At 39.3% G+C, this 12,760-nt stretch carries 8 protein-coding genes and 3 tRNA genes; 6 read left to right on the top strand and 5 right to left on the bottom strand.

Annotation, left to right across the window (positions count from 1 at the left end):
• The first annotated feature begins 98 nt into the window (after nt 1–98).
• Together CMT41_RS07820 and icd are read left to right on the top strand one after the other, a co-directional pair.
• On the top strand, nt 99–2,330 hold the full coding sequence (locus CMT41_RS07820) for an NADP-dependent isocitrate dehydrogenase (protein ID WP_058026930.1): 2,232 nt from the start codon (nt 99–101) through the stop codon (nt 2,328–2,330).
• 252 nt (nt 2,331–2,582) lie between these two features.
• Complete coding sequence (gene icd / locus CMT41_RS07825; RefSeq protein WP_057180772.1) at nt 2,583–3,833, top strand: NADP-dependent isocitrate dehydrogenase; 1,251 nt, start codon at nt 2,583–2,585, stop codon at nt 3,831–3,833.
• Nucleotides 3,834–3,908: 75 nt separating this feature from the next.
• On the opposite strand, the gene cspD is transcribed toward icd, so the two are convergent.
• A complete protein-coding gene (cspD, locus tag CMT41_RS07830; RefSeq protein WP_057180773.1) occupies nt 3,909–4,127 on the bottom strand; it encodes a cold shock domain-containing protein CspD in 219 nt (72 codons plus the stop codon).
• A 252-nt stretch (nt 4,128–4,379) separates the two neighbouring features.
• Between cspD and clpS the strand changes: the two genes are divergently transcribed.
• Together clpS and clpA are read left to right on the top strand one after the other, a co-directional pair.
• Nucleotides 4,380–4,700, top strand: coding sequence for an ATP-dependent Clp protease adapter ClpS (gene clpS, locus CMT41_RS07835; RefSeq protein ID WP_057180774.1), 321 nt, complete (start codon nt 4,380–4,382; stop codon nt 4,698–4,700).
• Between the two features lie 19 nt (nt 4,701–4,719).
• Complete coding sequence (gene clpA / locus CMT41_RS07840) at nt 4,720–6,978, top strand: ATP-dependent Clp protease ATP-binding subunit ClpA (RefSeq protein ID WP_058026932.1); 2,259 nt, start codon at nt 4,720–4,722, stop codon at nt 6,976–6,978.
• 950 nt (nt 6,979–7,928) lie between these two features.
• Here clpA and CMT41_RS07845 read toward each other — a convergent pair.
• From CMT41_RS07845 to CMT41_RS07855, 3 genes are all read right to left on the bottom strand, one after another.
• Nucleotides 7,929–8,004: transfer RNA gene (locus CMT41_RS07845), tRNA-Asn, on the bottom strand.
• A 104-nt stretch (nt 8,005–8,108) separates the two neighbouring features.
• Nucleotides 8,109–8,184 (bottom strand) — tRNA-Asn (locus CMT41_RS07850).
• A gap of 104 nt (nt 8,185–8,288) precedes the next feature.
• Nucleotides 8,289–8,364, bottom strand: a tRNA-Asn gene (locus CMT41_RS07855).
• Nucleotides 8,365–9,026: 662 nt separating this feature from the next.
• Here CMT41_RS07855 and CMT41_RS07860 point away from each other — a divergent pair.
• Together CMT41_RS07860 and uvrB are read left to right on the top strand one after the other, a co-directional pair.
• The gene (locus CMT41_RS07860) at nt 9,027–10,415 is read left to right on the top strand and encodes an MATE family efflux transporter (protein ID WP_058026933.1); all 1,389 of its coding nucleotides are present in this window, start codon (nt 9,027–9,029) and stop codon (nt 10,413–10,415) included.
• On the top strand, nt 10,412–12,433 hold the full coding sequence (gene uvrB, locus CMT41_RS07865; RefSeq protein ID WP_058026935.1) for an excinuclease ABC subunit UvrB: 2,022 nt from the start codon (nt 10,412–10,414) through the stop codon (nt 12,431–12,433). Before CMT41_RS07860 ends, uvrB begins: the two co-directional genes overlap by 4 nt.
• A 48-nt stretch (nt 12,434–12,481) precedes the next feature.
• Here the strand turns inward: uvrB and CMT41_RS07870 are convergent, their stop codons facing one another.
• A complete protein-coding gene (locus tag CMT41_RS07870; RefSeq protein WP_057180778.1) occupies nt 12,482–12,694 on the bottom strand; it encodes a hypothetical protein in 213 nt (70 codons plus the stop codon).
• Between the last annotated feature and the right edge of the window lie 66 nt (nt 12,695–12,760).

The following is a 12,760-nucleotide window of genomic DNA, read 5'->3' on the forward strand; positions in this document are numbered from 1 at the left end:
CGCGAAAAATAAATTTTAGCTTGAGTGAATTTTAATTAATTTTTAGTGAATCTTTATACGAACACTCGAGCGTTTAGCTAATTAACGTAGGAATCTCAATGAGCACTGATAACTCAAAAATCATTTATACTATTACCGACGAAGCGCCTGCCTTAGCAACGTATTCTTTATTGCCAATCATTCAAGCTTATACCGCTTCTTCAGGCATTAATGTTGAAACACGTGATATCTCATTAGCGGCTCGTATCTTAGCTAACTTTCCAAAATACTTAACTGAAGAGCAACGTGTTGATGATGCATTGGCTGAGTTAGGTGAATTAGCGAAAAAACCAGAAGCAAATATTATCAAATTGCCAAATGTTTCAGCATCTATTCCACAGTTAGAATTGGCTATTAAAGAATTACAAACAAAAGGTTTCGACTTACCTAATTACCCGGCTGAGCCACAAAATGAAGCGGAAGAGTCTATTAAGTTAACTTACGCTAAAGTATTAGGTTCAGCGGTTAATCCGGTATTACGTGAAGGTAACTCTGATCGTCGTGCTCCGGCTTCTGTTAAGCAATACGTGCGTAATAACCCTCACTCAATGGGCGTTTGGTCTAGCGAGTCAAAATCTCATGTGGCTCATATGAGCTCAGGTGATTTTTATGGCAGTGAAAAGTCAGTAACACTTACTGGTGCAACCGAGGTAAATATTGAATTTGTTGCTCAAAACGGTGAGGTGACTTTATTAAAATCAAAGTTGCCATTACTGGATAAAGAAATTATTGATACTTCAGTGATGAGTAAATCAGCATTGGTCGAATTCTTTGAAACGGAAATAAATAAAGCCAAAGAAGAAGATGTTTTACTTTCATTACATTTAAAAGCAACCATGATGAAAGTTTCAGACCCAATCATGTTTGGCCACGCAGTAAAAGTATTCTATAAAGATGTCTTTGCTAAACATGCGGCTACTTTTGAACAGTTAGGTGTTGACGCTGATAACGGTATTGGTGATGTTTACGCTAAAATCGCCCGTTTACCGGCTGAGCAAAAAGCAGAAATTGAAGCAGACATACAAGCTGTTTATGCTACTCGCCCAGAAATAGCCATGGTTGACTCAGATAAAGGCATTACCAACTTACATGTGCCAAGTGATGTCATTATTGATGCGTCAATGCCGGCAGCGATCCGTGCCTCAGGTATGATGTGGGGACCTGATGGAAAGCAAAAAGACACTAAATTTATGATCCCCGACCGTAACTATGCGGGTGTTTTCTCGGCTGTAGTTGATTTTTGTCGTGAAAATGGTGCTTTCGATCCAACAACAATGGGTACAGTACCTAATGTTGGCTTAATGGCGCAAAAAGCGGAAGAATATGGTTCACACGATAAAACGTTCACCATGTCAGGTACCGGTGTTGTTCGTGTTGTAAATGATAAGGGTGAAACACTGATTGAACAAAATGTTGCTCAAGGTGATATTTTCAGAATGTGTCAGGTTAAAGATGCCCCTATTCAAGACTGGGTTAAATTAGCGGTAACTCGTGCTAGAGCAACGGGAATTCCGACGGTATTTTGGTTAGATGAAGATCGCGGTCATGATGCACAAATGATCAAAAAAGTTAATACTTATTTAGCTGACCATGATACTAGCGGTTTAGATATCCAAATTCTTGAGCCAGTAAAAGCCTGTCAATATACCCTTGCCCGTATTGCTAAAGGTGAAGATGCAATATCTGTTACCGGTAATGTATTACGTGATTATTTAACGGATTTATTTCCAATTCTTGAGCTTGGTACTAGTGCCAAAATGCTTTCGATTGTGCCATTAATGAATGGTGGTGGTTTATTCGAAACGGGTGCTGGTGGCTCTGCACCTAAACATGTACAACAATTCGTAAAAGAAAACCATTTACGTTGGGACTCTTTAGGTGAATTTTTAGCACTTGCTGCCTCACTAGAGCATGTTGCGGTAACGACGGGTAATACTAAAGCTCAAATATTAGCGGATACTTTAGATGCAGCCACGGGTAAGTTTTTAGCTACCAACAAATCACCATCACGTAAAGTGGGTGAATTAGATAACCGCGGTAGCCATTTTTACCTTGCCATGTTTTGGGCGCAAGCACTAGCAGAGCAAACAACGGATACTGAGCTTAAAGACAACTTTACTGGTATAGCGCAAGCGCTGACCAAGCAGGAAGAAAAGATTATTGCTGAGTTAAATGCCGTTCAAGGTCCAGCGGTTGATCTCAATGGTTATTATTTTGCGGATACTCAGCTGGTCGAAAAAGCAATGCGTCCTAGTGAGACCTTTAATACTATTTTATCGGCACTGTTATAAAATAGTTAGCAAAATTCAGGGTAAACAAAGAGTTAAGTTGTTTACCAAGCGCACCGAAATAAAAAGCTAAGTAGTAATACTTAGCTTTTTTTTGTTTTTTTTACCGATATTCCTTATTAGACTTTGGTCTAAAGGATATTTATTCATTTTAGTGATAACGAATATAATCCAAAAGTGATTAGTGACTTGAACTTTTTTGATTTAGTTTAGTAGTGCAACATTTTTATTCTTGCTTAATGTGGAGCTAACTTTATGACGAATCTAATCACCATTCCAACCACTGGAGATAAAATAACTTTTATTGACGGTAAGTTAATAGTGCCAAATAATCCGATAATCCCGTTCATCGAAGGCGATGGTATAGGTGTGGATGTGACACCACCTATGTTAAAAGTTGTAAATGCTGCTGTCGCTAAAGCTTACAGTGGCGATAGGAAGATAGTATGGCTGGAAGTCTATGCTGGTGAGAAAGCGACCAAAATGTATGATAGTGAAACGTGGCTGCCAGATGAGACACTTGCCATACTACAGGAATATAAGGTTTCCATAAAAGGACCGCTGACAACACCTGTAGGGGGTGGCATGAGCTCTTTGAATGTCGCCATAAGACAAATGCTTGACCTTTATGTTTGTCAACGTCCAGTACGATGGTTTACCGGTGTGCCAAGCCCGGTAAAAAGACCGGCTGAAGTCGATATGGTTATCTTTAGAGAAAACACTGAAGATATTTATGCCGGTATTGAATTTAAAGCCGGGAGTGATAAGGCTAAAGCCATGATTGATTTTCTGATTAATGAAATGGGCGCTAGTAATATTCGTTTTACTGAAAATTGTGGTATTGGTATAAAGCCAGTATCTAAAGAAGGCACACAACGTCTGGTCAGACAAGCAATTCAATATGCAATTGATAATGATAAAGATTCGGTAACTCTGGTTCATAAAGGTAATATTATGAAGTTTACCGAGGGCGCGTTTAAAGAATGGGGTTATGAACTGGCGCGAGAAGAATTCGGCGCAAGCTTAATCGATGGTGGTCCTTGGTGCACCCTTAAAAACCCTAATACAGGTCGAGATATCATCATTAAAGATGTTATAGCCGATTCTATGTTACAGCAAATATTATTACGACCAGCAGAGTATAGCGTCATTGCTACTTTAAATTTGAATGGTGATTACTTATCAGATGCTCTTGCGGCTCAGGTTGGTGGTATAGGTATTGCTCCTGGGGCAAATTTGGGCGATGAAGTTGCGGTGTTTGAAGCAACTCATGGCACAGCGCCAAAATACGCCGGTAAAAACAAAGTAAACCCTGGCTCAGTGATTCTTTCCGCTGAAATGATGTTAAGACATATGGGCTGGCTTGATGCGGCTGATCTACTCCTTAAAGGGATGTCGGGAGCCATTAAAGCGAAAACAGTAACATACGATTTTGAGCGATTGATGGATGATGCCACTTTAGTTTCTTGTTCAGCATTTGGTGATTGTATTATTGAACATATGTAGCTGAAGGCGGTAAGAGCATAAAAAAACACAGCTAAATAGCTGTGTTTTTTTGTGTTACTTTAGCGCTAAGGTTTTTTATTCTAGTTCGTCTTCAGCTAATTTAATACTAGCTGCGTGGTGACCTTTAGGGCCTTCATTTAGTTCGTAATTGACATCTTGTCCGGCTTTTAATGTTCGATACCCATCCATTTCGATTGTTGAATAGTGCGCGAAAATATCTTCTCCACCACTATCTGGACGAATAAAGCCAAAACCTTTTGCATTATTAAACCATTTAACTGTACCGTGTGCCATACTTCAACTTCCTTATATCCTTTAGTATTTAATTATGTTTAACTTATCGTTGCAGCGTATATCCCCAAAGGGATAGGCAAATGATAAGTTAGTGCATAGACCACAAACTAAGCGACTAAATATTAGTCGCCTATAGAATCGTAGATAAGTTATGGAATTAGTCAAGTTAAAAAGATGTTTTATTACCGTTCTTTAGGCTTAATTCCACAAAAAGTTACAGCAAAAGTGAAAAGTAGAGACTAAGATAAACATATGAGCACTAGGAAAGAGTTATTTGACACCCAAACCATTGTTGAAGAGGCAGTTAAAGAGCAAATAGAAGAACCGGCTAAATACCATGTTTTTTTACTTAATGATGACTATACCCCGATGGACTTTGTTGTAGATGTATTGTGTAATTTTTTTAACAAAACAGCAGAACAAGCAACAGATATTATGTTAACCATTCACAATCAAGGAAAGGGTCTTTGCGGCATATATACTGCAGAGATAGCAGAAACAAAAGTAGAACATGTTGTCCAGTACGCTTTTGAACATCAGCACCCATTAAAGTGCGTGATGAAAAAAGCCTAAAGTAAAAGTTGGAGTAGTTATGCTAAACAAAGACTTAGAAATATCACTTAATTTAGCTTTTCGCCAAGCTAAAGAATCTCGCCACGAATTTATGACAGTAGAACATTTACTGCTGGCCTTATTAGATAACCCCTCAGCGATTGAAGCACTTGGAGCTTGCGGTGCTGATTTGGCTAAACTTCGTAAAAGCTTATTAGACTTTATTGGTGAAACAACGCCAATGATCCCTGTAGGGGAAGAAGAACGTGAAACCCAGCCAACGTTAGGATTTCAACGTGTGCTACAACGAGCTGTTTTTCATGTGCAATCCTCGGGTAAAAATGAAGTCAGTGGCTCGAATGTATTAGTCGCTATTTTCAGCGAACAAGAATCGCAAGCCGCTTATATTTTGAAAAAATCAGATATTAGTCGCCTTGATATTGTTAATTATATCTCTCACGGCATCGCGAAAATTGATGAAAGTTCCACCCAAACATTCGATGGTGAACCACAAAGTGAAGATGAACCCCGTACTATTGAAAACTTTTCAGTTAACCTTAACGAAGAAGCTCGCAAAGGCAATATAGACCCTTTAATCGGTCGTGATGAGGAGCTTGAACGTACCTTACAAGTATTGAGTCGAAGGCGAAAAAACAACCCTCTTTTAGTTGGTGAAGCAGGTGTTGGTAAAACCGCCATTGCTGAAGGTTTAGCCAATATGATTGTCAATAAACAGGTGCCTGAGTTTTTAGCCGATGCGACCATTTACTCTCTTGATATGGGCGCTTTATTAGCGGGTACTAAATACCGTGGCGACTTCGAGAAACGCTTTAAATCTTTATTGAAAGAACTTGAAGCAGAAAAAAATGCGGTACTGTTTATTGATGAAATCCATACTATTATAGGTGCGGGAGCAGCCTCTGGTGGCATGATGGATGCCTCTAACCTGCTCAAACCGCTACTTTCTGCTGGTAAGGTTCGCTGTTTAGGCTCTACTACTTATCAAGAATATCAAAGTATTTTTGAAAAAGATCGCGCATTAGCTCGTCGCTTCCAAAAAATTGATATTAGCGAGCCTAGCGTTGCCGATACCACTAAAATACTGCACGGCCTAAAAGAGAAGTATGAAAACCATCATGGTATTCGTTATACCAATAAAGCGCTACAGGCTGCTGCGGAACTATCTGCTAAATATATTAACGAAAGATTTTTGCCAGACAAGGCCATTGATGTCATTGATGAAGCGGGAGCCAAGCAGCAACTTGTTCCGGCTAATAAGCGGAAAAAAGTCATTGATAATACTGATATTGAAAGCATTGTCGCTAAAATGGCTAGAATTCCTGAAAAATCAGTATCACTCGCTGAAAAGGATAGTCTTAAAAATCTTGATCGTGACTTAAAGCTGGTTGTTTTTGGTCAAGACCAAGCTATTAGTGAGCTTTCATCCGTTATTCGTTTATCTCGAGCTGGCCTAGGCAGTGAAGAAAAGCCCGTTGGCTCTTTCCTCTTTGCCGGTCCTACTGGAGTGGGGAAGACGGAAGTAACTCAACAATTAGCTAAAATTTTAGGCGTTGAATTGCTGCGTTTTGATATGTCGGAATATATGGAGAAACATGCCGTTAGCCGTCTTATTGGAGCACCTCCTGGGTACGTTGGTTATGAACAAGGTGGTCTACTTACCGATGCGGTGTTAAAACATCCATATGCCGTGGTCTTGTTAGATGAGATTGAAAAAGCACATGAAGATGTATACAACATTTTACTACAAGTCATGGACCATGGTACTTTAACGGATAATAATGGTCGAAAAGCTGATTTTAGAAATATTATTTTAGTGTTAACAACCAATGCCGGCGTACAAGAGACAGTGCGTCAATCCATTGGCTTTAAACAACAAGACCACAGTCTTGATGGCTTAAGTGAAATTAATAAGATATTTTCACCTGAGTTTAGAAATCGCTTAGATAATATTGTTTGGTTTAATCATTTAGATCACATTGTAATTCAGCAAGTGGTTGATAAATTCATTGTTGAATTACAAGTACAACTGGATGACAAAGGTGTTTCACTTGAATTGAGTAAAGAAGCGAGGCAGTGGTTAGCTGATAATGGCTACGACAAGACTATGGGTGCTAGACCTATGGCTCGCCTGATTCAAGAGCATTTGAAAAAGACATTGGCTAATGAGTTACTCTTTGGTGAGTTAACACAGGGTGGCGTAGCTAAAGTTGATGTTAAGAAAGATAAGCTGGTGTTTAACTACGAAAGTAAAAAGGAATTGATTACCGTAAAAGAATAATTCACAGTAATTAATCTAGAGCCCTACAAGGAAACTTAGTAGGGCTTTTTTATGCGAGTCTCTTGTACGTCTGTAGCTAATACCAAGTACATTAATTAGGCTCTGTTGTAGAACACTGTTGTCTATAATGTAACACACTGATTTAAAGGAAGGTGTTGCTGATGTGATAAGAGCGAGCTTCACCAGCATGACGGTATATGGATATACCCTTACTAGACAGTGCAGACGTCACATGGATGTGACTTATGAGATAATGCAGGAGCTATTATCCTGAGCACACTGTCCTGATGCTTGTGTAGAGCCCCATGGAGGCTAACGAACGGTATATCGCGGTGGCAGACGTTACATGGATGTCACTTATTAGACAATGCAGACGGTACAGGACGTACCTTATAAGATAATGCAGGAGCAATTATCCTGAGCATATTGTCCTGATGTCAATGAGCGTGTATGCGTCTCGCTCGTTTACTCAACAACACCAAACTACCACAGAGCCATTAATTAAGTGAGCTATTTTATACGTAGGAAAAATGGCAAAATACCAGGTATTTGTCGATTGAGACATATACCTGGTAATAAAAACCGCTAACGGTAGCTTGTTAGTTAAATCTAGCGGCCAACGCCCGATTTAAGTGGCTTGACCGTAACACATGCCCTTTATTGTCGTTGATAGTAGTCCATTACTTTACCATCGGTGCTATTAGCTCATACGTCTGTTATATCAGTGCAATAGTTTTCTCTAGATGAAAAAAACCTGCAAAAACAGGTTTTTCCATGTGCTAATGTGGCAGCCATATTTTTGGCTGACCTTGGCTAGAGGCAGTGAATGCCATCGTGCTAGCAAGTAAGCGATAGGGGGAATATATTCTTACCAGTTTATACCATCGGTTCAATAGGCTTTCTACAGGCGAAAAAAAACCTACGTAAAGTAGGTTTCTTTTGTTCTTATGTGGCTCCCCAAACTGGGCTCGAACCAGTGACACATGGATTAACAGTCCATCGCTCTACCAACTGAGCTATTGGGGAATAAACTTTTTAACTTCTGTTTATCAATGAAGTTGAAACTTATTTCTAAGTTAGACTTAGAAAACCAATTAACGATACTTGGTTATTATCGCTAATGGTAAATGTGGCTCCCCAAACTGGGCTCGAACCAGTGACACATGGATTAACAGTCCATCGCTCTACCAACTGAGCTATTGGGGAATAAACTTTTTAACTTCTGTTTATCAATGAAGTTGAAACTTATTTCTAAGTTAGACTTAGAAAACCAATTAACGATACTTGGTTATTATCGCTAATGGTAAATGTGGCTCCCCAAACTGGGCTCGAACCAGTGACACATGGATTAACAGTCCATCGCTCTACCAACTGAGCTATTGGGGAATCTCGCGTTAACCTCAGTGGCTAACGGGGCGGAATATTAAAGACCTGTGGCCTAAGTGTCAACACAAAAACAATAAAAATCTAAAAATATATTTGTTTGTTGAAAATGTACTCAGAAGTGTGGCTTTTACAACAGTTTCAGGGTGTTTTTTAAACACGTCGATTATTCAAATGCTTTCCATAAGCCAAAGTGGTTAAATAATTTCAATTACTTATAGGATTTAGTTATCCACGATTCCTGTGGATAACTATGTGAGTTAAAGTGTAAAGTAGCATAACCATAACGTTTTGTTTGACTTGGCTCGATGTCAACGTATTTGACGTTATATAATTACCTTTTTATTTTCAATGACTTAGCTGGTATTGGTGTTTTTTTGTTAATTTAGAGTAAATTTTGAACAACTAGTCCGCTAATGATTTTTACTGGCTGTGGTTTTATTTACTCATTTACTTTAACGAGACGCTTATTGTCTTTTAAGTTATCGAATTTCAGCTTTAAGACCCAGTAGGGTTATTAAAAATAATTCTTATTGGCGGCTACTTGCTCATCAATCAAAGTTAAACGAATAAATCTACACTAGGTAAAAGTAAGTTAATCTTTTACAATACATCACTGCATATAATTTACCTTGTCTTACCATTAGAATCACGATAGTAACCAAATGACCAAAACAGATTTATCCCAACGAAATAGCAAGCAAGTTAACCTACTTGAAGACCCCGTTGCTAACACGCTAAAGCGTATGACCATTCCAATGATTTATGGCATGGTGATGTTGATGACATTCAACTTAGTCGATACGTTTTTTGTCAGTCTTCTCGGCACTCAATCCCTAGCAGCAATAAGTTTTACTTTTCCTGTTACTTTCACCGTACTAAGTTTTACTATTGGTTTGGGAATAGGGACATCTGCCGTTATCGCCAAATGTATAGGTAAAAAAGATACCAAGTCGGCAAAAAATGTCGCCACAGCAGCTATGTATTTAACCGCTATTATCGTGGCATGTTTATCTTTACTCGGCTATTTCATTACCGATCCTTTATTTACTCTACTGGGTGCTCAGCCGTCTTTATTACCTTTAATCCATCAGTATATGGATATTTGGTATATAGGTAGTGTTTGCTTAATTGGCCCTATGATAGGTAATGCTGTTTTACGTGCCTCAGGAGATACTAAAACACCCAGTATCATTATGGGCAGTGCGGGCCTGATTAACGCAGTACTTGACCCCATTTTTATTTTTGGTTTCGGTCCAGTACCGGCGATGGGAATACAAGGGGCGGCAATTGCGACCCTGATCTCTTGGCTTTTTGGTTTATGCTTTGTACTGTACATTTTAACTAAAAAATATGATCTTATTCATACTAGTATGCTGCCTTTAAAAGAGTTGCTCAGTGCTTGTCGAGATATCTTGAAAATTGGTTTACCTGCAGCAGGGGCAAATATGTTAACGCCCCTTGCTGCCGCTATAATGACCACCATAGTAGCCACCTATGGTGAATCAGCTGTCGCTGCTTTTGGTGTTGGTTCAAGACTTGAATCAATCGCTTGTTTAATAGTCCTGGCTCTTTCGATGACTTTACCGCCCTTTATTAGCCAAAACTTCGGCGCTGGTCAATTGCATCGTGTCGAACAAGCTTATAAAGTCGCGATAAAATTTATCCTAGTTTGGCAAATTTTAATTTATTTTTTATTGGCTGTTTGCGCACATTGGATCGCGAGTGTGTTTACCAAAGAGGCAGAAGTTGCAGACTTAATTAAACTCTATATTTGGATACTACCCTTGGGCTATGGCTTGCAAGGCATTATCATCTTAACAAATTCTTCCTTTAATGCTTTGCATAAACCCATGATAGCTTTAGCTTTAAGTTTTGTAAGACTCTTTGTTTGTTATTTACCCTTAGCCTATTTAGGTAGTTTATTTTACGGTTTAGCGGGCCTTTTCGCCGGAGCATTACTCGGCAATGTATTTATGGCTATGATTTCATATCGACTGTTTACCAAGCAATTCATCCCTCTTGAGCCTGGGACAACGGAGCAAGTGCTATGAAAAATCTAACCCTTTGCTCGAATTACAGCCCAAGCGGAGATCAACCCAAGGCAATAAAACAACTTTTAGACGGTATTGAATCGGGTCTAGCCTATCAAACTCTTTTAGGCGTAACTGGCTCAGGGAAAACCTTTACCATTGCTAACGTGATTGAAAAACTTAATCGACCCACCATGATCTTAGCGCCGAATAAAACCTTGGCAGCTCAGCTTTATGGTGAGATGAAAGAGTTTTTTCCTAACAATGCGGTTGAGTATTTTGTTTCTTATTATGATTATTATCAGCCTGAAGCTTATGTGCCAGCTACTGATACCTTTATCGAAAAAGATGCCTCGGTAAATGAACATATCGAGCAAATGCGTTTATCGGCTACTAAAGCGTTGTTAGAACGTCGAGACGTTATTATTATTGCGTCAGTCTCTGCTATTTATGGCTTGGGTGATCCTGACTCCTATTTAAAAATGATGTTACATATTAGCCAAGGTGACATTATTAATCAGCGTGACATTTTACGCCGACTTGCTGAGTTGCAATATACTCGTAATGATATCGCTTTTGCGCGAGCAACCTACAGAGTACGTGGAGATGTCATTGATATATTTCCAGCCGAGTCAGACCGGCTAGCCTTACGTATTGAGCTCTTTGATGAAGAAGTAGAGCGCATTAGTCAATTCGATCCACTAACGGGACAAGTGGAAAAAATACTGGCTCGTGTTACTGTCTACCCTAAAACACACTATGCGACACCAAGAGAAAAAGTTGTTGCGGCAGTTGAGAAAATTAAAGTTGAGCTTAAACACCGAACACAGCAACTCAGAGATGCTAATAGGTTAGTTGAAGAGCAGCGTCTTACCCAACGAACCCTGTTTGATATTGAGATGATGACAGAGCTTGGTTATTGCTCTGGTATAGAGAATTATTCTCGCTATTTATCGGGTAGAGAACAAGGCGATGCGCCACCAACGTTATTCGATTATTTACCTGATGATGGTTTACTTATCATTGATGAATCTCATGTTACCGTGCCTCAAATTGGTGCCATGTATAAAGGCGATAGGTCGCGTAAAGAAAACTTAGTGGAATATGGTTTTCGCCTACCATCGGCTCTAGATAACAGGCCAATGAAGTTTGAGGAATTTGAAGCGCTTTCGCCACAAACCATTTACGTCTCGGCTACGCCAAGTCAATATGAATTAGACAAATGCGCCGGTGATATTGCGGAGCAAGTGGTGAGGCCGACCGGTTTACTTGATCCGCAAATTGAAGTTAGACCAGTTGAAACACAAGTAGATGACTTGTTATCAGAAATACACAAACGTTTACCTCTTAATGAAAGGGTATTGGCAACCACATTAACAAAACGCATGGCCGAAGATTTAACCGATTACCTGGATGAGCACGGTATCAAAGCCCGCTACTTACATTCAGATATTGATACGGTTGAACGGGTCGAGATTATACGGGACTTTAGGTTGGGTAAGTTTGATGTCTTAGTTGGTATCAATTTACTTCGAGAAGGCTTAGATATGCCGGAAGTCTCTTTAGTTGCCATTCTAGATGCAGATAAAGAAGGTTTCTTACGCTCTGAACGCTCTTTGATTCAAACGATTGGCCGAGCTGCACGTAATATCAATGGCCGAGCAATTTTATATGCAGGAAGAGTAACGGGTTCAATGCAACGGGCTATAGATGAAACCGATCGACGTAGAGAGAAACAGCACCAATATAATTTAGATAATAATATTACTCCCAAAGGTATTATTAGTAAAATCACCGATGTAATGGATGTTGGCAGTTATAGTGATGCCAAAGCACTTGATAAGGTAGCAGCAGCTAATGCACATTATCATATTAGCCAGCAAGCAGAAGAGCCCCTGTTAACCACTGCGCAAATAGATACTAAAATAGTCGGGCTTGAAAAAGTAATGCTGAATCACGCGCAAAATTTAGAGTTTGAACAAGCTGCCGCGGTACGTGACAAAATTGCCAAACTGCGAATACAGCAATTATCAAGCTAATTTATGACCATAAATATCTGCCATAATCTAGTTAAAGTAGCTTTGCAGCTACTTTAACTCCTGTATTGAATATTGGCCAAGAATATTAGCAACCGCATCACTATTGCAGTGAGGGAGGTGACTAATATCTTCTATTATTTTATCTTGAATATCGAGGGGAAATAATAATAGCCGCTCCATATAAAGGTGAGCTTGAGTTTCATTATTTGCATCAATCATCTGCTTCAAACGTCGTGCTTGATGCTTCCACGTAGCACTCATAAGACAACCTCAACTTTTCATTGAACACCTTATAAGTCTAGGGCTAAAATGTGCTAGTGGTTATAC

It is taken from the genome of Colwellia sp. MT41 (genome assembly GCF_001444365.1).
In the GTDB taxonomy this organism is placed as follows: Bacteria; Pseudomonadota; Gammaproteobacteria; order Enterobacterales; family Alteromonadaceae; genus Colwellia; species Colwellia marinimaniae.